16 protein-coding genes are annotated in these 22,482 nt (G+C 56.0%); 13 read left to right on the top strand and 3 right to left on the bottom strand.

Annotated features, from left to right (window positions below):
• Positions 1–66 precede the first annotated feature (66 nt).
• On the top strand, positions 67–1,194 hold the full coding sequence (locus DYE26_RS09050) for a homocitrate synthase/isopropylmalate synthase family protein (protein ID WP_036623753.1): 1,128 nt from the start codon (positions 67–69) through the stop codon (positions 1,192–1,194).
• 512 nt (positions 1,195–1,706) lie between these two features.
• On the opposite strand, the gene modB is transcribed toward DYE26_RS09050, so the two are convergent.
• Both modB and modA read right to left on the bottom strand, forming a co-directional pair.
• Complete coding sequence (modB, locus tag DYE26_RS09045; protein ID WP_036623752.1) at positions 1,707–2,381, bottom strand: molybdate ABC transporter permease subunit; 675 nt, start codon at positions 2,379–2,381, stop codon at positions 1,707–1,709.
• Between the two features lie 9 nt (positions 2,382–2,390).
• Positions 2,391–3,239, bottom strand: coding sequence for a molybdate ABC transporter substrate-binding protein (modA, locus tag DYE26_RS09040; RefSeq protein WP_036623751.1), 849 nt, complete (start codon positions 3,237–3,239; stop codon positions 2,391–2,393).
• 190 nt (positions 3,240–3,429) lie between these two features.
• Between modA and DYE26_RS09035 the strand changes: the two genes are divergently transcribed.
• Genes DYE26_RS09035 through DYE26_RS09025 form a run of 3 tightly spaced genes read left to right on the top strand, consistent with a single transcriptional unit; the run spans position 3,430 to position 6,701 of the window.
• Positions 3,430–4,449, top strand: coding sequence for a helix-turn-helix transcriptional regulator (locus DYE26_RS09035; RefSeq protein ID WP_036623750.1), 1,020 nt, complete (start codon positions 3,430–3,432; stop codon positions 4,447–4,449).
• Positions 4,450–4,483: 34 nt separating this feature from the next.
• Entirely contained in the window at positions 4,484–5,458 is a 975-nt protein-coding gene (locus DYE26_RS09030; protein ID WP_036623749.1) for an aldo/keto reductase, read from the top strand.
• 49 nt (positions 5,459–5,507) lie between these two features.
• Positions 5,508–6,701, top strand: coding sequence for a hypothetical protein (locus DYE26_RS09025; RefSeq protein ID WP_036623748.1), 1,194 nt, complete (start codon positions 5,508–5,510; stop codon positions 6,699–6,701).
• A 204-nt stretch (positions 6,702–6,905) separates the two neighbouring features.
• On the opposite strand, the gene DYE26_RS09020 is transcribed toward DYE26_RS09025, so the two are convergent.
• Positions 6,906–7,295 (bottom strand): hypothetical protein, encoded by a 390-nt coding sequence (locus DYE26_RS09020; protein WP_036623747.1) that lies wholly within the window; start codon positions 7,293–7,295, stop codon positions 6,906–6,908.
• A 478-nt stretch (positions 7,296–7,773) separates the two neighbouring features.
• Here DYE26_RS09020 and DYE26_RS09010 point away from each other — a divergent pair, with 478 nt between their 5' ends.
• The 9 genes from DYE26_RS09010 (at position 7,774) to DYE26_RS08970 (ending at position 22,480) form a co-directional block, all read left to right on the top strand.
• The gene (locus DYE26_RS09010) at positions 7,774–9,735 is read left to right on the top strand and encodes a hypothetical protein (protein ID WP_036628313.1); all 1,962 of its coding nucleotides are present in this window, start codon (positions 7,774–7,776) and stop codon (positions 9,733–9,735) included.
• A 20-nt stretch (positions 9,736–9,755) separates the two neighbouring features.
• Positions 9,756–10,340, top strand: a complete 585-nt coding sequence (locus tag DYE26_RS09005; protein ID WP_036623746.1) for an RBBP9/YdeN family alpha/beta hydrolase — start codon at positions 9,756–9,758, stop codon at positions 10,338–10,340.
• Positions 10,341–10,610: 270 nt separating this feature from the next.
• Entirely contained in the window at positions 10,611–12,260 is a 1,650-nt protein-coding gene (locus DYE26_RS09000) for an S-layer homology domain-containing protein (RefSeq protein ID WP_036623745.1), read from the top strand.
• Between the two features lie 195 nt (positions 12,261–12,455).
• Positions 12,456–16,208 carry a dynamin family protein gene (locus DYE26_RS08995; RefSeq protein ID WP_172531696.1) on the top strand — a complete coding sequence of 1,251 codons (3,753 nt, stop codon included), beginning with the start codon at positions 12,456–12,458 and terminating at the stop codon, positions 16,206–16,208.
• Positions 16,209–16,486: 278 nt separating this feature from the next.
• Positions 16,487–17,674: a formate-dependent phosphoribosylglycinamide formyltransferase gene (gene purT / locus DYE26_RS08990; protein ID WP_036623742.1), complete on the top strand. Its 1,188-nt coding sequence runs from the start codon at positions 16,487–16,489 to the stop codon at positions 17,672–17,674.
• Positions 17,671–18,126 (top strand): GNAT family N-acetyltransferase, encoded by a 456-nt coding sequence (locus DYE26_RS08985; RefSeq protein ID WP_036623741.1) that lies wholly within the window; start codon positions 17,671–17,673, stop codon positions 18,124–18,126. Before purT ends, DYE26_RS08985 begins: the two co-directional genes overlap by 4 nt.
• A gap of 421 nt (positions 18,127–18,547) precedes the next feature.
• Positions 18,548–19,462 (top strand): transposase, encoded by a 915-nt coding sequence (locus tag DYE26_RS08980; protein ID WP_051985501.1) that lies wholly within the window; start codon positions 18,548–18,550, stop codon positions 19,460–19,462.
• A gap of 750 nt (positions 19,463–20,212) precedes the next feature.
• Complete coding sequence (locus DYE26_RS08975; protein ID WP_036623740.1) at positions 20,213–21,460, top strand: branched-chain amino acid ABC transporter substrate-binding protein; 1,248 nt, start codon at positions 20,213–20,215, stop codon at positions 21,458–21,460.
• A gap of 36 nt (positions 21,461–21,496) precedes the next feature.
• On the top strand, positions 21,497–22,480 hold the full coding sequence (locus DYE26_RS08970; RefSeq protein WP_036623739.1) for a branched-chain amino acid ABC transporter permease: 984 nt from the start codon (positions 21,497–21,499) through the stop codon (positions 22,478–22,480).
• The last annotated feature ends 2 nt before the right edge of the window (positions 22,481–22,482 follow it).

The following is a 22,482-nucleotide window of genomic DNA, read 5'->3' as shown; positions in this document are numbered from 1 at the left end:
TCTGATCGGAAATATTTCTGAATGATGTGTTATCAAGAACATGCCCAACGGGAGGAGGGAACTATTATGAGGGACCTGCGGATTTGCGACACGACGCTGCGCGATGGGGAACAGGCGGCCGGCGTGGCGTTTACGGCTGCGGAAAAACTGGAAATCGCCAAGTGCCTCGCCGCCGCCGGAGTCGAGCAGGCCGAAGTGGGCATCCCGGCCATGGGCGATGACGAATGCCGGACTATCCGCCGAATCGCGGCGCTGGGACTGCCCATGCGGCTGCTGGCCTGGAATCGGGCGAACTGCGCCGACATCGATGCTTCCCTCTCGGCGGGCGTGGGTTCGGCCCACATCGCTTTGCCCGTATCGCCGATCCAAATGCGCGCCAAGCTGGGGGCGGGGCCGGCCAAAGTCATCGATTTGGGCAAACGCACCGCTTGCTACGCGCAGGAAAAAGGGCTTGCCGTATCGATCGGTTTCGAGGATGCTTCGCGCGCCGATTTCGCTTTTTTGCGCACGTTGATTTGCGCTTTTCGAAAGGAAGGGATCCGGCGGTTCCGCTATGCCGATACCTTGTCCGTTCACCATCCCGGCACGCTGTATGCGAGGGTGTCGGCGCTGCTGGCCACCTGCCCGCCCGACATCGAGCTGGAAATCCACTGCCACAACGATTTTGGCTTGGCGGCGGCAAATACGCTGGCCGGCATCGAGGCGGGAGCCAAGTGGGCCAGCACGACCGTGCTCGGCATCGGCGAACGCGCGGGCAACGCCGCGCTGGAGGAAGTGGCGATGGCTTGGAAGCATTTATACCGCGGGGAATGCGCGGTGCGTCCCGACAAGCTTAAGCCTTTGGCCGAGTTCGTTGCCCGCGCGGCCGGCAGAGATATCCCCGATGCGCGGCCGCTGGTAGGGCGGCTGGCCTTTGCCCATGAATCCGGAATTCATGTAAACGGCCTAATGAAAGACCGCCGGACGTACCAGACGTTTGATCCTTCCGAGCTCGGCGCGGACCATGTCATCGTGTTGGGCAAGCACTCGGGGCGCAGCGCGGTGCGCCTGGCGCTGGATGGAGAAGGGCTTAAGGTGAGCGAAGGAATTATCGAGACATTACTGGAGCGGCTGCGGCGGACGGCGGGGGAACGCAAATATCCGGTGGACAGCCGGGAAATCGGGGAGTGGGCGAAGGAGGAATTGGCGAAGTAATGAAGCTGTACCGGGTCCTACTGACATTTTAACGGTTGCCACAAGCGCTATTCGCTCCAAAAACGTTGATTTTTAATTGTAACGGTTGCCATAGCGCTTATTTCACTGAAATCCGGCTATTTTTCTTAGATTCAGGCAAATAACGACGCTTACATCCGTTAGAATCTAGAAAAGTGGATTTTTTTCGCAAAATAGCTGCTGTTACAACCGTTAGACTCCCGGGTGGCTTTTACGGGAAATTTTGAGCTAAAGTGAATGCAGCGCTAGTGCGAAATCACGCGCTGAAATGCCCAATAAGGACAACTGTGTCCGTCCCTTCTGCAAACCCTGGATTTTGCCGAAATAACGGCGCAATGGTCCGTTGCTAGAATCGGCCATAAGGCTCAGGGACGGCTTACGCCCGGTTTTTCAGTTTTCGGCTGGCATTCCCGGTCCACTGCAAAGAAACCCCCTCGCGGTAACCAACTGGCGGCTACCGCGAGGGGGTTTTGTCTTGAACCCTGAAGAGCGCTCTAGTCGCTTTTCAGCCGGGACGAAAGCATCAGCAGCAGAAACGACAGCAGGATCGTGCAGCCCGTGAGCGCCCAGGCCAGCGGCATATTGCCGGCATCAACGGCAAAATAAATGGCCGTCGGTATCGTTTGCGTCCGGCCGGGAATGTTGCCGGCGACCATCAGGGTGGCGCCGAATTCGCCCAGCGCGCGGGCGAAGCCGAGAATAAAAGCCGCTTGCAGCGAGCGCAAGGAGAGCGGCAGCACGATATGAATAAGCACCTGCCACTCGTTGGCCCCTTGCGCGCGAGCCGCTTCCTTGACGTCTTTGTCCACCGACTGAAACCCGGTTTTCAGCGCTTGATAGATCAGCGGAAAGCTGACAACGCTGGCAGCGACGATCGCCCCGAGCGGCTGGAACACAAAGGACAGGTTAAACCAGGCGGAGGCCGCCTGGCCGATCCAGCCGTTGCGGCCAAGCAGCACGAGCAGGATAAAGCCGACGACGCTGGGCGGCAGCACAAGCGGCAGCAGGAACGCCGTCTCCAGCAGCGATTTGCCGTAAAAAACCGCGGCCGCCATCCGCCATGCCACCACAAGTCCGAGGAGAAATGCAATCACCGTTGCGGCGATCGATACCTGCAGCGACAGCAGGACCGGCGACCAAAAATTTTCCGACACGAATAAAGGATCCATTACGATCCGCTACTCCGCCGGGTTGAAACCGTATTTTTTGAACACTTCCATCGCCTCAGCGGATTGCAAAAACTCGTAAAAAGCTTTGGCCTCGTCCGGATGTTGGCTGCCCGTCAGCACGCCGGCCGGATATTCGATCGGGTCATGGCTTGCCGGATCCGCGGTTAGCGCAATCTTCACTTTGTCGGAGACGGCGGCATCCGTTTTATAAACAAAACCCGCATCCGCATTGCCCGTCTCCACATAGGACAACACCTGCTTCACATCTTTCGTCAGAACCAGCTTGGGCTGCAAACTATCCCATAGTTTATAATAGGAAAGAGTTTGCTGGGCATATTTGCCGGCGGGCACGGATTCGGGTGTCCCGATGGCGATGTTCCCGGCCTGGTCCAGGTCCTCCAGCGCGTTAATTTGAACGGCAGAGTTCCCCGGAACGATGAGTACCAGGTCATTGGTCAGCAGGTTTGTCGATAATTCTGAATCGATAAGTCCTTTGTCCAGTAGAGCGTCCATTTGCTTCTTTCCGGCCGACAAAAACAAATCCGCCGGCGCGCCTTGCTCGATCTGCTGCTGCAGCGTCCCGGATGCGCCGTAATTAAAGGTGAGGTTAACATCGTTATGGGCGGTTTCGTAGATCGTTTTTAACTCGTCCATACTTTCGGTAAGACTGGCCGCGGCGGAAACGAGCAGTTCGACTTTTGAGGAAGCGCTTGAATTTGCGCCGGAAGCTTCCGCCTGGGCGGCGGTATCCTGATTGGCCGATGCGCCGCTGTTTGCTGTATTTCCGCAGCCGGAGATGACCAGCAAAAGCGCGGTCATCATCGCGGCCAGCAAAGGTAGCATTTTTCGTTGAAACATGAATCTTCCTCCCTGGTTATAACTAATTATATCTAGATTATACTAAACATAATGAAGTGTATAGAGACTTTGCGCACATTTCAAAAATAAAATTCGTCCTGACCGCGCCGTTCATTGAAATATAGCGGGAACATCAGTAAGATAAGTCTAGCTGGAACAATCCATAGATGACGTGTACAAGGAGAAACTCATGACCGAACCGATCTCTTACACGACCGAAGAAATCGCCAAATTGCTTAAAGTATCCAAACTAACCGTTTATGATCTGATCAAAAAAGGAGAGTTGCCCGCATATCGCGTAGGCAAACAAATGCGGGTGGATTCCACGGATCTCGAAGCGTATAAACTTAAAGCGAAAAGCGGAAGCATGGCAGGCAGTACTGCGCCAGGACGGCTCGGCGGCGGCCCCGCCGGATTCGTCGCGGCGGACGTTCATTTGGCGCCGTTGGCTCCCGTATCGCCGCCGATAGTCAGCGCTGACGCCAACGAAGGTGTAAAACCGCTGGTCATCACGGGACAGGATCCGGGTCTTGATTTGTTGGCGAAAGCGCTGGAAAAGCGAAGCTCCAGATTCAGGCCGCTGCGCTCCTTCGCCAGCAGCATGGACAGTTTGGTGGCCATGTACAACGGCGGGGCGGATATCGTCAGCACGCATCTTTACGATGGCGACACGGGAGAATACAATCTTCCGTATATCCGCAAATTGTTTATTTCTTTACCTTATCTTGTCTTTCATTTCGTGACGCGCAAAGCGGGATTTTACGTGAAGCAGGGGAACCCTTTGGGAATCGCGGCCTGGGAGGACCTGACGCGTCCGGATATTCGCCTGATCAACCGGGAAAAAGGCTCGGGCGCGCGGGTCCTGCTTGACGAGCAGCTGCGGCTCAGGGGGATTGTGCCGTCGTCCGTAAACGGCTACGACCAGGAAGAAACGACCCATATGGGGCTTGGCGGACGGATTGCGCTGGGGCAAGCCGATGTCGGCGTCGGCAGCGAACGCCCGGCCCGTATCGCCGGCTTGGACTTCATCCCGCTGATTGCGGAGCGGGTCGACTTGGTCGTGCTGAACAAACCTGAAAACCGGGAATGGATTGGCCTGCTTCGCGAGGCGCTGCTGTCAGCGGAGCTACGGGACGTGCTGTTTTCCTTGGGGGATTACGATTTGTCCTCAACCGGACAACTGATCGCAGGCAGCGAAGCCGGTTTGTGAGATAAGGCGCGTGAAAAGGACAAGGGGGATTATTATGAAATATCGGCGTCTGGGAACAAGCGGACTTGAAGTTTCGGCGCTCGGCCTGGGAACAAATGCGTTCGGAAAACGCGCGGATCGGGAAACATCGATCAGACTGATCCACCAGGCTTTGGACAGCGGCGTCAATTTTATCGATACGGCGAATATTTATGCCAGCTCCGAATCCGAGCGGATCATCGGCGAAGCTTTGGCGGATAGAAGGCAGGGCGTGGTGCTGGCGACGAAGGCGGGGCTAGTGCGGGGAGAGGGACCCAACGCCAGCGGTTCTTCCCGGCTGCATTTGCAGCAGGAGCTGGAGCAAAGCCTCAAACGGCTGAAAACCGACTATGTCGATCTGTACCAAATCCATACGTTTGACCCGTATACACCGCTGGAAGAAACGCTGCGTACGCTGGACGACATGGTCCGCGCCGGGAAGGTGCGCTATATCGGCGCCTCCAATTACGCGGCCTGGGAATTGATGAAAGCGATCGGAATCAGCGAAAGCCGCGGCTGGACGAAATACATTTCGACGCAGGTCAGTTATTCGCTGGCGGACCGGACGCCCGAACAGGAGCTTGTTCCAATGTGCACGGATCAGGGCGTGGGGATTATCCCGTATTTTCCGTTGGCCGGCGGCATTCTTAGCGGCAAATACCATTCCGTTAAAGAGGCGCCGGCGGGCTCGAGAGCGGATACCGATCCTAACTTCGGCAGGTTTTTGGATGAAGAGCGGATTGCCCTTGGGCGGCAGGTGAGCCGGCTCGCCGCCGATCGCGAGACCTCGGCCAGCGCGCTGTCGCTGGCTTGGCTGATGACAAGGCCGGCGGTCTCGACGGTGATCGTGGGCGCGACGCGGCCGGAGCAGCTCGAGGATAACTTGCGCAGCGTATCCGTGGATCTAGATCCGGAGCTCCTTACGCAGCTTAACGATCTGAGCGACCGTTTCCGCTATGCAAAGCCGTTTGCCTGGTATCGGCTGCCGTAGCCGCCGGTCCGGATCAATCTTGCGTTCAGGAAGGACAGGAATCGTATACATGACAAAGGGCAAGTCAACAATTTTCAAAAATGCACTGCTCGTTCTGCTGGCGGCGGGAGTTTTGGCAGGATGCCAAAACGAGGAGAAAGGCGCGGCTGAAACCGCGACTGCGCCAGCGTCGGCGCCAGTAAAAGACACCGCTGCGGAGCCGACGCCGAGTTCAAGCGGTGGGACAGAAGCCGCGCCAACGACGGGTTCCCCGGAGCTTCAGACGAACGACGGTAATATTACAGGCCAACAGCGTATTATTCCGGGCACGTATATCATCGGCTATTATGATCCTGCGAATGTGGGGATTGCGGAAGTCAAGAAGCTTGGCGGCGGGGATCAATACCATTTGAACGTACAGGTCGTTCGGGGCTTTAGCCATCATAATGGGGAAATCGATGGCGATTTTCGCGTTGACGGGCAGCGGCTGGTATTCGCCGATGAATTATATCGCAACGTTTCTTTATCGTTTACGGATAACGCGCTGACCATCGATTATCCGGAGGAGGATTTTTTCGGAGGCGCAAATGCGGAGCCGAGAGACACTTACTTTTTGCAAAATTCGGGGACCGAGGACGCGCCGTTTCTGAGCCGGCTGTATGATCAGGCGGGGGTAGAGGAGGCCTACCGGAACGGGTTTACGGATGTGTACACCTATCCTCTGGACAATGATGAAAATTTGCTGCTGCTCCGCTCTCAAAGCAGCGTCGACCGCGCCGTCACGGCCAGTGAGCGCATCGTCATACATAACCCTAAAGAAGACCGCTTCATCCCGCTCGGGGAAGTAGTTCCATACGATCTTGACAGCATACGGGAGCAATTAAAAGCATATAACGTCGATGAGGAGCTTGTCTATGAAGTCACTCGCAAGGAATATGCCGATCGTTATAAAGAGGTGTTGATGAAGAGGTTCGATCAGGGGCAGGCGGAATTTTTGAACGGAGCGGTCAACTTAACCGAGGAAGAAGCGTTTTATATCGTCACAGGGATTGAAAATAGCACGGCAGCGGAAAACAACCGGCGGGACAATCAAAACATCGGTTCCATCTTTATCCAAGAGGTCGATCATGCGGACGAGCAGGCGGTGACGATTCATATTTACGAAGAAGTCCGCAATGACGAGACCGACACGCATACGGCGACAGCGGATTGGTTGTCGGTGGACCGTCAGACCGGCAGGGTGGTCAGCGAGCTGTTCGATTAGGGGCGGAAATCCGTGGGGGAAATAGCGGTGATCTGCACATCGTGACGGCAGCCCCAGCCAGAAAAGACTGCGGCAGATGAAAGTGAAAAATGGCGGCACCAGGAGGATTTCCTGGTGCGCCATCTTTTTTGGTAAACTCTCAAGATTGAGGATAGGGTATGTATTTTTGGGGGAACGCTTCTTTCCCATGCTTTCCCATAAGGATCAGGCAGTTGGCGACGATGCTGCAGTATCGGCCGACGACGGCGCGGGCGCCGAGCTGCTGCCTTCCGGCCGGCTGCTCTCGAATTGCTGCTTGGCCGCATCGGAAATGAGGACCGTATCTCCATGCGCATTCGACGCCGTTTCTTCTCCGTTCACCGGCTCCTCCTGCGGCTTTTCCTCCACTTCCTCCTTAACCTCGGGGATATGTGCGAATAGCGTCCCTACCGATTCCTGCTCCATTTGCATCTGCATCGCTTTGGCCATCATCCGTTTCTCCGCCGCGGACGCGCCGCTTTGGGAAATTTGCATAAGCTGCTCCAGTCTGGACGGAGGGGGCTGCTGTGCGGAGGCGCCCGATCGCAGCATAGATGACATGGATTCGAGTTTCATTATGGAAAATTCCTCCTTCTGCTGAGAATTGCTTCCGTTTACATGTATATCGGCAAGAAGACCTGTAATCTTTAAAGCAGAGCGCTCATACATGCAATATTCCGCCTTGGAGGCGAGTTTGGCTTATTGCCGGTGCGTCTTGATCAATGTGTCCGGCCCAACTCACGAATCAGACGCCGGTATACGGCAAAGGCGGGCTTCGGCGTATAGTCGTCCGCATGATGCCAAACTGATGGAAAAGATCCGGCTTGCTGCTGTCCGCATCCCGCAGGCCGAAAAGAACATAATGACTAATCCCAAACTCCATACGCAGGCGGTAAACAGTACGAATCACCGCCTCGAGGATGTGCGCCTGCTGCTGAATATTTCATCCGGCTTCCCGGCGGGAACTGAAAGGGCAAAAGATGAGGAACATAACCTATGCGGAAGAGATGGAACGGTTGGTCCTTTTAATGAAAATGATTGGAGTCTAGGCATAATGAACAACCCATCAATACTTTCCGGCATCGTTAAGGAATTCATTCGGCAGTGTCCCAGACGAGAGACCGTCCGCGACCGGACGGAAGTTGCTCAAGTGCTGAGACAAAACGGTATTCCCGTGTTTGAGGCGCTGCTTGACTTTCAGGAACAATACGGGGGAATGCATTACGAATTCGGTGGGCTTAAGGATCAAAGTATCGTGCTCGATGCCATGGGGCCTTCCCTGCCCGGCGGCGGCTTGCCCAAGGTTATGAAGCATGGGGACGAGGAAATTGTTGAATGCCTCTATTTCAGGGACATTTATTGGGATAGAAGCTGTTACATGGATAGGTACGGAACGCTGTATGTTTTGCTGATGAACGGGGGGCTGATGTTTTTCGAAAACCGGGCAGAAACGTTTATCGAAAACCAGGCTATTCTATCCAGCTTGCTGGGCAAACAGAAGCAATGGGTGACAAACACGGTTTATGAATCGCAGGTATCGGCCTGGATTTCAAATGCAGAGCCGGCTCCTATCTTGCTTGCTCCGAGCGATCAAGAAGCATCGCAATGGTGGAAAAGCCCGGACGAACGGTTATATGTACATATCAAGCGGGTAAAAGGAAAAGACGCAACCGGCATCGCCTACGCGGCGGAGGCGGATGATCTTGCACAACTTACTTCCGGGGATGTTTATTCCGCCCGAGGCTTTCCTTTCAATGGCAGCTATTATCCGGAAAAAAAGCTTCTGTATACCGACGACATCCGGCAACAGTTTTTGTTTAACCGCAAGCTTTACAACAACGGCGATTATGCCAAGGTAACAATTGCGCATGTACAGGATACGCGGGAAATGTATCTGTATTTAACCGGGCAGAAAGATTACCCCGTCGAGCGGCTAATAGAAGACTTTTTGTTGCGGCTGCCGGGGCTAGAACTGCCTGCCGGAGATTATGACGATACCTTGATCGGCTATGCGCGGGCACAGGGAGACGAAATGATCTTAAAGCTGATATCCCATATCGCCGGTATGGAATATCGTTATTTTCCCAGCAGATCGGCTGCGGAACAGATGGTGGACGGCTTGTTGTACCGGGAATTTTTGCGGCGCATGGCCTTATATGCCGATGCCTATTCTATTAACGTGCATCCTCTATATTTTAACGCTCAAAAGCTGGTGGATCGACCGGACGAGTATGAACAGGTTGAAGAGGATTACGCTGTGTTGCGGAGAATGAGGGAGTCTTATGCGCGCAACATCAGCCGGATGGCGTTGTTTTATATGAAACGCGCCCGGGAAGGAAGCGAGGCTGCTCGAAGGGCTTACCGCGTTTACGAACCTTTGCTGTTGATGTACGGCATCGGGGGATATATCATGAAAGAGCACGGCTTCATCGAGGTTGGCGGCGGCGCGTTCCATCAAGGGAGCTGGCGTCTTCTCATCGGTAAGGAGCCGATAGAGGATCTCTACCGGCGGACAGAGCAAGTTTGGAAACACCGCAACCGGGAATATGCCTTGGAGCAAATTCGGCGGATCAAATGGGACCAAAAAACGGACCAAACCGGGCGTTTAAAAGCTGGAACCAACCTTGACAGTCAGGAAATGCTGCGAATCGGGTTCAATCGATTGGAGCTTGGGCTTGGCCTAAGTCCGGATAATGTCGAGGATAGCGGCGATCCTGCTTGGAAAGGCGAGCAGCTGATGCCGGCGCTTCTCAAGGCCCGCCCCAAACAACGCGAGTTTGCGGGAACCGCCGCACCGTTAATATGCGAAAAATATGTGCGCTGGTCCATGTTGTTGGACCGGCAGCATCCCGTTGCCTTGCAGCATCCCTGTCTCTACGAGCCATTTCTTGAACTGCTTCGCGAAGAGGATAATATAGAGGAATGGGACAAACGGGCGGCCGCTTTGCTCGAGCTTATCGAACGGGAACCCATGGTGAATTATGCCGATTATTTACGCACCAAACATCAAAGATGATTTGAACTGGAGGAGAGATTATGTCCAATACACCTACACCGGACCGAAAAAAAGTTTACATCATACATGGCTACGGGGCATCGCCTAGCAGTCACTGGTTTCCTTGGCTGCGCGATAGGCTGACGGAAGCCGGGGCGGACGTTGCTGTATTAACGATGCCAAACCCGCAAGAGCCGAATTTTAATGCGTGGGTCAATCAGTTGTCCGCCTCGGTTCCCGATCTTGACGGCAATACCTATTTTGTGGCGCACAGCCTGGGCTGCATTACTACGCTGCGATATCTGCTCCGGCAAAATCCCGCCAAGCCGATCGGCGGAATCGTATTGGTATCCGGGTTTGCCAAACCATTGCCGGAATTGCCGATACTGGATGCATTCACGGAGCAGCCGCTTGACTATGACCGGGTGATTCGGTCCGCAAGCGGGCGGGCGGTTATCGCCGCAAAAGACGACTCGATCGTCCCGTTTGCCTACAGCAAAGAACTGATGGAGCAAATTCATGCCGATTTCTACGAGGTTGAGCATGGCGGGCATTTTTTGGAAAGCGACGGATTTACAACATTGCCGATCGTGTTTGACGTACTGAACAAAATGCTCTGCGCATAAAGTACAAGGTACAAGCAGGCCCGGACTCATGCCGAGGCCTGTTTTTCAATAAAGCAAGGAAATTGTTGACTTTTTTAATGACCGTATGTAGTATTTTGGTATAACCATATACGGCGAGGATTGTAACCGCTTGCGCGGGCGAAACCTAAATCGAATCGGACATTGGATTATATCCATGTTGGTTCGAGTTAGGTTTTTTTTCGTTTAAGCGGCTCGAATCCGGCTCGCCAGGCAACACATAACTCAACTTTGTAACTGGAGGTACGCAGGATGAAGAGGAAAAAAGGTACGGGTCTGATGCTAACATTAGTCTTGGCGATCGGGACCACATTGACCGGTGGATGGCCGGCGAAAGCCGAAGCGGCTTCGCCTGTGCAGATTACGGCGAACACGTATATCGGCGATACGGGAAGAATGGTTGAATCGTTTGATCTGAAAGTGAGCGACGCAGGTGAATATGCCGATTTGAAAGCGTCCGATTTCGAGATTACCGGCAATTATGACGGCTATCCGTTGAATGAGGACAACGAGGCTGTGCAAGCGGATTACACGGATGACGGGATTGAATTAAGCTGGAATGAAAGCGTTTTATCCATAAAAGTAAAGCCGTTTAAATACCCCGGGGGATCGGTTTCCGCGTTTGCCGTGACAAATGAACGTTATCCCGAACTATCGTTTAATGAAGCGTCCGTAACGACGTTGAAGACGCGGACGGTTGATGATTTTGTCGCGGGGGAGTATACGGGCACTAACGGTGAGAAGTTGAGCTACCGGCTAAAATTGAGCGCTTCCGCAGCCCCGCAACCCCTGGTCGTATGGCTGCACGGCGGCGGGGAGGTCGGTACGGACAATCTGAAGCAGCTTACCGAAAACAAAGGCGCGGTAGCCTGGATAGAATCAGGTTACGACACGTCCGTTCTGGCCGTGCAGTTTCCCAAAAACTACGGCTGGAAAATCTATGACAACGCCGAGGAACTTTCGCGGATGCGGGATTATTTTGAGGTACAGGCGGAGCTGATCGGGGAGCTTGTCGATTCCGGCAAGGTGGACCCGAACCGGATTTATGTCGCAGGGGTGTCCAGCGGCGGCGGCGGCGCGCTCCGTTTCCTGATGCAGTATCCCGGGCTGTTCGCCGGCTCGATTGTCGTTGCGGCGAAAGACACCGTGGCCGATTATACCGGTTCCGTGGAGGCGTTTAAGCGGGAGCTGCAGGATCTGACGGAGGTGCCGGTATGGCTCGTGCATGCGCAAAATGACCCGATTACGGATAGCCGGACGAGTACGCTGGCTTACGAGGCGTTGACTCAGCTGGGCAGCAAGCAGGCCAAGCTGACCATTTATGACGATGCCTTCATGGACGCTAACCGTTTTTATGGAAATTTGAAGCATTGGTCGTGGGTGCCTGTTTTTAACGATAAAGAGATGTTCGATTGGTTATTTGAGCAGAAAAAAACAGCTGCCGCACCGGTCTCGCTGCAGCAGGATGCTCAAGTGACGCGCGCGGAGCTGGCAGCGCTACTGGCTGACCGGCTGAAGCTCAGCGAGGTGATCGGCACCGGCATTTATACGGATACCGGAAATTCGCCCCAGGATCTGGCCATTCGCCAGAATACGACGGCCGGGATCATGAAAGGGATCGGCGGCGGCCGGTTTGCCCCGGATTTGGCCGTGACGCGGGCGCAGCTTGCGGCGATCGCCGATAATTTCGTGCGGAATGCGGGGCTGGAGCAAGCTTCCTTTGCGGCCAGCGCGGCAGCGTTCAGCGATGTGCCGAGCGGGCATTGGGCTGCCGAAGCGATAGCGCGTTCCGTTGCGGCTGGAATCCTGAAGGGCGATTCCGCAACCCGCTTTGCGCCGAATCGGCCCGTGACCGGGGCGGAAGCAACCAAGTTTGTGGAATTGCTGGCCGGTATGAAGTAGGAAAAATGTTAATTGCACGATTAATCTTTCTTAAAACCTGCACATTGCAGGTTTTTTGTTTTGCTAAATTCTTGCATGGATTCGCTTTTAGTTATGGGTGCGATGTTGTCTTTCCCAAGCGGGCGATGAAATGTTAAAATGTTGATATTCCAAAATGAAACTAGATTTCGCAGAGCGGAAGGCGGAGATTGTTTTATGAAACCGATTACGGCACCAACCGATTACGATATGCAGAGCAAACTGAAGGAACTGAGCGGCGCGCTGAGCGGAGGCGGGGACGACCGGGCGGCCGATGAATTGCGGGAGATTCAGGACAAACTGGAGCGGAAAGAGCTGACGATCGCTTTTTGCGGCCATTTTTCGGCGGGAAAATCGAGCCTAATCAACAGTTTGTGCGGCAAACCGGTGATGCCCGCCAGCCCTTTGCCGACCAGTGCGAATGTCGTTTTTATTCGCAGCGGGGAGCCGCGCGCGGTATTAAGCTCGTCCGATCCGGACCAGCCGCCGGTGGAGATGCCTGTAGAGCATATCGCCGACTATGCCCGCAACGGCAAAGATTATACGCGCGTGGAGCTGTGGGATGAGATTGAGCTGCTGGATCAAGGCGGAGCGCTGCTCGATACGCCGGGCGTCGATTCGAACGACGCCGGCCATGAGCTTGCCACGCACTCCGCCTTGCATTTGGCGGACGTCGTTTTTTATGTAATGGACTACAATCACGTATCGTCGGAAACAAACCTGAGCTTTGCAAAAACGTTAAGCGATTACGGCAAGCCGGTTTATATGGTCGTAAACCAGATCGACAAGCACCGGGAGGAAGAGCTGCCCTTTGCCCGGTACCGGGAATCGGTGAACCAGGCTTTTAAAGTGTGGAACATCGGGATGCAGGGCATTTTTTATATTTCATTGAAGCGGGAAGATCATCAAGGCAATATGCTGCCGGCGCTGAAGCGGACGATGAAGGAAATTTTGGCGCGGGGGTCCGGGCTGTTGGATTACGGGGCCTACATGTCGGCGGCGCAAACGGTGAAGGACCATCTGGCGCGGCTGGCGGAAAAGGAGCGGCCGCAGCGGGAGGCGCTGCTGGAGCAGGCGGGCGGCGAAACCGACGTGTCAAGCATGGAGGAGGAACTGGCCCGGCTGGAGCGGGCCGAAGCTTCCGGCGGCGAGTCCGTCCGGCAGGAGCGCAGGCAGGAATGGATGGACCGGATCGGCAAAGCAATCGATTCCGCCCAGTTGATGACGCCGGCGCTGCGCGAGCGGGCCGGGTTATTCCTCGAAAGCCGGGCGCCGGGCTTCAAGGTGAAGGGATGGTTTGGCGGAGGCGGAAAAACGGAAGCGGAAAAAGCCAAACGCTTGGGCGATTTTCTGAGCGGCTTGGGCGAGCAGACGGAAGCGCAGCTCGGCTGGCATGTCCGCCAGGAGCTTCGGGCGGTCGGCCAACATTTGCGGCTGTGGGACGAATCCTGGGAGGAGCGGCTCGACGCGATCCTGCCGCGGCCGGAGGAGGCTTGGATCAGCGAGGCTTTGCCCGGCGGGGCGATGTTGTCCGGCGAGTCGACGCTGCACTACGCCGCGGCGGTGGCGGCGGGCGTCGCCGGGCGCTACAAGCGCGCGGCCGCGGCGCTGCTGGACGCGCTGCTGGCGGCCCCGTCGCCGCTCGGCGCGGCGGAAGCGGCCGCGGCTGCGGCCCGGCGCGCTGAGCTTGCGGCGCGCCTGCCGGCGGCCCGCGCGCTGGCGCAGCTCGCCGCCGCGCGGGCCGCGCGCGAAGCGCGCCTGGGCGCGCTGCTCGGCGCGCCCGTGCCGCTCACCTCCGGGCTGCTGCCGGAGGTGCATGAACCCGCGCCGCGCCCGGCCGGCGGCGCGGCCTTTCCTGTTGCCGGCGCGGCTGCGTCCGCGCCGGTAACGGCGCCTGCGGCTGTGGCGGCGTCTGCGCCTACGCCCGCGCCTGCAGCGGCGCCTTCGGCAGCGCCTGCGGCGCCCGCCGGGCCGCCGCCGCAGGCGGGGGCCGCCGGGGGCGAGGCCCCGGCGGCCAAGACGCAGCCGCGCCCGCCGCAGGCCCGCGGGCGCGCGCTGCAGGCCGCCGCGCGCCTTGCGGCCGCGGCGGAGCTGCTGGCTCCCCACCCCGCCTTCGGGACGGGGGTGCGGGAGCTGACCCGGCGCGCCGCCGAGCTGCGCAGCGGCACGTTTACCGTGGCGCTGTTCGGGGCCTTTAGCGCCGGTAAATCTTCCTTCGCCAGCGCTCTGCTGGGCGAAGCCGTACTGCCCGTGTCGCCGCATCCGACGACCGCGGCGATCATCCGTGTTATGGCGCCAGGAGAAGGGCAGCGCCATAACACGGCCCGCATCCGCTTCAAAAGCCGCGAAGCGATGGTCGAGGATTTGGCGTATTCCTTCGGGGCGCTGGGGCTTGGCGCTTGGCAGGAGAAAGGCTGGCTGGAAACGGTCAGACGCCTCGAAGCTGCCGAGATCCCGGCTGCCGGAAGAGCGCATTTCAGCTTCCTGAAAGCGGCCGCGGCCGGTTGGGAAGCCGCCGAGTCCGTGCTTGGCCAAAGCATCGTCGCGGACGCCGCCGAGTTCGGAAGATTCGCGGCGGAAGAAGAGAAAGCCTGCTTTGTGGCCGATATCGATTTTTACTACGCCTGTCCTTTGACCGAGCAGGGGATCGTGCTGGTGGACACGCCAGGCGCGGATTCGATCCATGCGCGGCATACGGGCGTTACATTTCAATATATGAAAAATTCCGACGCGATTATTTTCATCACTTATTACAACCACGCTTTTTCCCGGGCCGACAAACAGCTGCTCAGCCAGCTTGGCCGCATGAAGGGCAGCTTTGCGCTCGACAAAATGTTTTTTGTCGTCAACGCGGCGGACCTTGCGGCGTCGGACGAAGAACTCGCGGCGGTGGTCGAGTACGTAAGGGACGGGCTGCAGACCGCAGGCATCCGGGAACCGAACTTGTTTGCGCTGTCCAGCCTGCAGGCGCTGCGGGCGGAACAAGGCGGAGCAACCGAAGATCCCGGCTTTGCCCGGTTCCGGCGGCAGTTCGCCGAGTTCCTGGAGGTTGATTTGGGCAGCCTTGCCGCGGCGTCCGCCTCCGCGCTGCTGGAGCAAACGAAGGAGCGGCTGGCCAAATGGATCGCGGCGGCCGATAGCGACGCGGAGCAGGCGGAACGGAAGCTGGCCGCGCTGACGGGCAGCCGCGCCGCTTTCGAAGCCGCGGTCAAGGAATTTATGGCTGCCGAGATCGGCCGGGAATGGAATCAGGAGAACGAAGAGCTGCTGTTCCACGTCGTACAGCGGTTAAGGCTGCAGGCGCTCGATGCGTATGCGGAATATTTTCACCCATCGCTGCTTCAGGACGGCGCGGGTCCATTGAAGCGGAACTTCGCGATTGCCATGCGCGGCTGGGTTAGTCAAATCTCCGGCGAGTTGGAGCGCGAGCTGCTGGCGACGACGCTGCGCCTGGAGCGGAAGGCGGAGGGGCTGCTGGCGAGGGAAGCGGAGAAATGGTGCCGCGGGAACGGGGAACGGTTCGATATGCCGCTTGAAGCGCCGGCTCCGTCCGGGGAATGGAGCACTCCGGAAATTCCGGAAGGCCTGCTGGACAGCGCTTATTTTCCGCCGGAAGACTATTGGCCGTATTTCAAAAATCCGAAAGCTTTTTTTGAGGGACAGGGAAAAATGCAGCTGCGCTCCAAGCTGGAGGGCCCGCTTACGGAGCGGCTTCAGGAGCTTGTGCACCGCATGCAGGGCGTTTTCCGCGACCATTATGCCGGAGAAATCGAGAAGCGCAAGCAGCAAATCGCCGGATATTTCACGGGTCTTTGGCACGAATGGGAAGACAGTTTGAAGAGCTTGAAGGTTACCGAGGAAGAGCTGGCGCATTGGCAAAAAGCGGAGGCTCAATTAGGCCGATATCGCGAGGAAACGGATGTCCGTTAGAATCGGTTCTCCGAACCTATCATTATCCCAGAAAGCTGCGACAACACCGCCGTATTGGGCTATTTGGGAATCAAGGAACCTGGAACACACCGGTAATGGATGGCTAAAAAAGGGTCTATTACGTTATGGTGGAAACCTAGTTTCGCGATTTGTAACTTTTTATCGAAAATTATCCCGAATTTTAATTAGAAGTATTGCAATCTTGGCCATAAAACCTGAAAATAAGAGTAGAGTGTTAAATGGTTGTTAACTCAGCGTTAAGGGGGATTTATCGTATCATGTGGGGGAACCCTGCATCAAGAAGCCCTAAAACGATCATGCTGCTCGGCAGCGGCGAGCTCGGCAAAGAGGTCGTGATCGAAGCGCAGCGCCTGGGCGTTCGCACGATTGCCGTCGATCGGTACGAGCATGCGCCGGCCATGGGAGTTGCCCATGAAGCCCATGTCATCGATATGCTGGATCCGGAGGCTTTAAGATCGCTAATTCTGCAAGTGAAGCCGGATCTGATCATCCCGGAGGTGGAAGCGATTGCCACTCAAGTGCTGGTCGAACTTGAAAGCGAGGGCTTTACAGTGATTCCGACGGCCACGGCGGCGAGGCTGACGATGGATCGCGAAGGGATTCGGCGCCTGGCAGCGGAGAAGCTGGGCTTGCCGACCGCGGATTACCGGTTTGCGGATAGTTTGGAGGAGCTGGAAACGGCGGTTGCCGAACTTGGACTGCCTTGCGTGGTTAAGCCGCTCATGAGCTCTTCCGGCAAAGGGCAAAGCGTGTGCCGCAGCCGGGAAGACGTGCAAGCGTGCTGGCGGATGGCGATGGAAGGCGGGCGCGCCCAAAACACGAGGGTCATCGTGGAATCGTTTGTGCCGTTTACGAGCGAGATCACGATGCTGACGGTCCGTTCGGTTTCCGGAACCGAGTTTTGTCCGCCGGTGGGGCACATTCAGCGGGACGGGGATTATGTGGAGTCATGGCAGCCTCACTTTATGAGCGAGGAAGAGCTGCGCGAGGCGCAGGACATCGCCCGCAAAATCACGGACGCGCTGGGCGGATACGGCCTGTTTGGAGTTGAGTTGTTTATCACGCCGGACGGCGTTGTGTTCAGCGAAGTTTCCCCAAGACCCCATGATACGGGGATGGTCACGATGGTGACCCAGGATTTGTCGGAGTTTGCGCTGCATGTTCGCGCGATTTTGGGTTTCCCGGTTCCTTCTGTAGAACTGTTGACGCCAGGTGCGTCGGCGACGCTCAAAGGCGGAGAGGGCCGGGAGGGAGAAGACTTCCGGATCGCGGGAATCGGCGAGGCGTTAAGCCTGCCGCGGACGCAGGTGCGCATATTCGGAAAACCGTTATGCAAACCGGGCAGACGAATGGCAGTTGCACTGAGTGCCGCAGAAGATGTGGAAACAGCTCGCAGCCGCGCGAAGGAAGCGGCAAATCTATTAAAGGTGGTATGGTCCAATTGAGTATTCAGGTGCTTTCTCCGGCTTTGGTCATTCGTAAAGGATGTTGTGACGACTGTCAACACATGCTTCCGTTAATGCGCCAGCTTCGTTACCCGACAACGCCCAGCGTGCTGAAGGAACGTCTATCCATGCTGGAAGACCATCCGTTGTTCAGCAGTCTGGTGGCGGAATTGGACGGGGTTATTGTCGGAACGGCTTTTCTGAAGCAGTATCAAACCCATGATATGAGTAGACCGGTGACGCAGATTACGGCTCTGATCGTTGATGAGAAGCACCGGGGCAACGGTTTCGGGAAACGCCTGATCGAAGAAGCGGAGAGCTGGGGACGCCAGCGCAGCAGCTCGGAGCTGATCGTGTCCACGGCACGCGAGAATTACATGTCCGCCAAATCGTTTTACGAGCACCTGGGCTTCACGAGCTTGGGTTATCGTTTAAGCAAGTCGCTGCTGTAAGCGAACGGATTGTAATTGAACCTGATAGTCTTAATTTTATATCGGCTCCCCTCTTGTTTTTGGGAAGGGGGCTTTTTTGTGTTCTGAGCCTTGGAGTGCTTGGAGAACAGCTGTAAAAGTGCATCTTATAAAGGTCCATTCGATAAAAAGACGGCTCAAAACCGTGATCAGTGCTTGACGAAAATTATGGCTTTGGTTTTATAGCTTTCGTGTCTTGGTGTCCCTGCTTTCTGCTTGCCTTTGCACGATTATCCCTTTCGTTCAGGGGGGGGGGGGGCTAGTGTACGGGATAAAGAAAAAGAGATAAAAAAAATGAGGCGGATCAGATGAATTTTTCGTCTTGATAAGGGAACGCATGTTTGGTATAATGAAATAAACGGAACGTATGTTCGTGCATTCTTGATTCGGGAGGTAAGCGGATATGGAAGCCAATGCGGGAACGGAACTTCAACCATTCAGCAGCCGTTTTAACAGCGAGCAGGACTGCATGGAGGCGCTGATCGCGATGAAGTGGCCAAGCGGCTTCGTCTGTCCGCGCTGCGCTCATACCCGGTGCAGCCGTCTGACTTCCCGGCATATCCCCTTGTTCGAGTGCGGAAAGTGCAAGCATCAAACATCGCCTTTGGTCGGCACGATTTTTGAAGGAACGCATCTCCCCCTAGTGAAGTGGTTTCAGGCACTGGAGTTGTTCCTGCTTGAAGGCGGCATCTCGGCGCTGCGGCTGAGCAAGGTGATCCGGGTCACTTACAAGACCGCCTGGTCGGTGCTGCACAAAATACGTCATGCCGTGGGGGAGTTCGATGCCCGGGAGCTGCTCTCCGGAGACGTGAAGGTGAACAGTGATCAGTATGGGCGTAATCCGTCCCGGTGTCAGCTTTCGCATCCGTACGCCTCGGCGGTCGTAGCCGGTTGCACGGTCACGGAGTTAGGCGAGCCGGAGCAGGTCAAAATCCGCCTGGTACCGCATAAGCGGGGAGGCGAAAAAAGGGCAAACCGTCACGATCTAACCGCGTTTATTAGCGGGCATGTGGATCCCCGTACAGCGGCGTTACAGACGTTCCCTCAAGCCTTTCGGCTGTATTTGCCCTTGCGGAAAGTGGTGAGAGAGGCGTGGGAATCGCTGAAGAATACGTATGGAGCCTTGGGACTGAAGCATCTGCAGGCGTACCTGAACGAGTACACCGGACGCCGCCGACTGCACCTGTCCGGAGGACTGTCCGGAGCGGAAGAAACGATGCGGCAGAAGTTGCTGCAGATGTGTGTGGCGATTCCCGCGATCCCTTACCGCCGGCTGATCGCACGCCAACCGAACCAGCCCCTTGCGGCCGCAGCCTGATTACGGTCTTTTTATTGTTCCCGGTGTCTTGTCCGATCTCTCCCGTCAGGTCTGCTTCACTTCTCCTAAACCTCTTTTTCCCGAAACCATCTAAATGATCTAGAACATGTTTGTTTCTTGGAAACAAATCTATCTATCCCGAAAATATCCTTTTTCCAATATATCTCCTTCTTCTGAATTTATCTTCTTCTCTGCTACCTGATCAAACGGGATAATCGTGCAAAGCGTCCGGATAGCGGATGTTGATCTGCCGACCAACCCGCCGGCCTTCCCTGTCTTCACGCTTTCAACGCCTTTCCGGCACTTCTTGCCACGATCGGTTGCCGGCCGGCTTGACTGTCAAGCGCTGATTATTAGGTTTTGAGTCACTTTTGCATTTCGGAGAAATCGGCACCTCTCGTAGTATGCTGGTGCTCAACTAACTTTACGACACAGTCCGCATGCTTTTTCCCCACCCCCATGCCTCTCAATCTGCTTCTACTTAAATCGCACCCGTTTTTTAAAAGTTATAATATATATCATATATTGTTCAAATAACTTACATATATGAAATAAACAGTTGACAAAAATCGCCTTTCTCGTGTAAATATGGAGTTGTAGAGGTTTTTATACTGATTTGCGTAAAAATAACTTACATTAACATGACATAATAAAAGGCGGTCAGTGAGAAACGCAAACCATTGTGTAGGCCACCGAAGCGGTTTTAAAGCCGGTTGCCTGCACGCATACAATTTCTGGGAGGGTTAAAGGATGAAGGTAAAAAAAGCTTTAGCGTTTTTCTTGGTTTCTTTTCTCATCATTGGTTTGCTTTCGGCGTGCGGTTCCAACGGGGGAGGAAACGCGAGCGGCGGCGGCAACGGAACCGAAGGCGGCAAGGGAAGCGGGGCGGCCGGAGGTTCGTCCGGCGGCGCTTTGACCGTCATCAAGATCGCTTCCCAATCGCCTTTATCCGGCGGATCGGCGATCCAGGGGGAATCGATTAAGCTCGGGGGCCAAATGGCGCTGGAGGAACGGCAAGCGGAATTCAAGGAACTCGGCTTCGACCTGCAGTATGTTCCATACGACGATCAAGGCGATCAGAAAAAAGGCGTGGCCAACGCCGAACTGATCGGCGCCGATCAGGCGGTTATGGCGGTGCTGGGGCACTTGAACTCCGGCGTATCCATTCCGAGCTCGGTCGTTTATGAGAAATACAGCATTCCGATGGTATCTCCGGCCAGCACGGCGACGGAATTTACCGACCGCAAGCTGAAGGTGGCGAACCGGGTCGTCGCCCGCGACGATTTCCAAGGGCCGGCCGGCGCCGAATATGCCGTCAAAACGGTAGGGGCCAAAAACATCTTTGTCATCCAGGACAAAACGGCTTACGGCCAGGGGCTGGCAGACGCCTTCAAAACCGCGGCCGAGGAGCTTGGGGCCACGATCGCGGGTTACGAAGGAATCACGGTCGGCGAAAAAGACTTCAACGGCGTTCTGAACCAGGTGCTCAGCAAAAAGCCGGACTTCATCTTCTTCGGCGGGATGTATGCGGAAGCCGGGCTTATTGTGAAGCAGGCGCGGGAGAAGGGTATTGCCGTTCCGATCATGGGCGGGGACGCGCTCGATTCCTCGGGGATGGTCGACATCGCCGGGGATAAATTGACGGAGGTGGCCTACAGCTCCGTATCGACCGACATCACCAAATCAAATCAGGCATGGGCGGATAAATATAAGGAGAAATTCGGCAAATCGGTCGAAAACTATTCGGCATATTCCTACGACGCGATGAACGTTATTTTGAACGGGGTGAAAAAGGCGATTGAAGATAACGGCGGCAAGCTGCCGGCGCGTGAACAGGTGCGCGACGCCGTGCGGGCGACCACCGATTTCGATGGGGTGGCCACGAAAGTCAGCTTTGACGATATAGGGGACAACAAATACGCGAAGGTGTTTATCTACAAGTTTGAAAACCAAGCTTACCCGGGCGCGATGGTTTCGGAAATTGAACAGCCCAAATAAGCTCGTACACACTTCTAAAAAAGGGGTTAGGCCATAATGGATACGATCCTGCAAACTCTTCCCCAGGTATTGGTGGACGGCCTTACTTTGGGCGCGGTTTACGCCGTGGTGGCGATCGGGTATACGATGGTTTACGGCATTCTTGAATTCATTAATTTTGCCCATGGCGAAATATTTATGACCGGCGCTTTTGTAGGAACGGCGGCGCTGCTTGGGATGAGCTCCGCCGGCTGGCTCGGCGCTCTGCCGGGCGGATTGGCTTATTTTCTGATCCTCGCGGCGGCGATGGTGTTTACGGGGGTGATGGGAATCGGGATCGAGCGGGTGGCCTACCGGCCGCTCCGCAATGCTCCCAAATTGATCTCCCTGATCTCCGCGATCGGCGTCTCCTTTCTGCTTCAGGATATCGTGCGGTTTATCGCCGATGTGCGCACCGGAAATTTCGTCGTTACCGGCATCTCGCTTTACGGCGATAACCTCAAGCTAGGGGCATCGTCGCTGTGGGGCGGGTTTAACGACGCTTTTCTGAAAACGAACACGATCATCGTCGTGGCCGTCGCCGTCGTTTTGATGATCGGGCTCGATCTGTTCGTCAACCGGACCAAGTGGGGCAAAGCGATGCGCGCCGTGGCCCAGGACCGGGAGACGGCGGCGCTGATGTCGATCAATGTCAACAAGGTGATCGCCTTGACGTTTTTTATCGGCTCCGCGCTGGGCGGCGGCACCGGCGTGCTGTTCGCGCAGCAATACGGAACGATCGACCCGTATATCGGTTTTATTTTGGGCATGAAGGCGTTCACCGCGGCGGTGCTGGGCGGAATCGGAAATATCCGGGGCGCGATGTTCGGCGGTTTGTTTATCGGCGTGCTGGAAATGTTCTCCTCGGCCAACCTGTCGGTGATTACCGGCGGAACGCTGGGCGGGGAATACAAGGATGTCGTCGCTTTTCTGATTTTGATCGCGGTGTTGATATTCAAGCCGGAGGGGCTGTTCGGCAGAGCCCTCAAAGAGAAAGTGTAGGT

Origin of the sequence: Paenibacillus macerans, from assembly GCF_900454495.1 — a bacterium.
Classification (GTDB): domain Bacteria; phylum Bacillota; class Bacilli; order Paenibacillales; family Paenibacillaceae; genus Fontibacillus; species Fontibacillus macerans.
The sequence above is the reverse complement of the archived record's forward strand: the minus strand, read 5'-3'. Positions and strand labels throughout refer to the sequence as shown.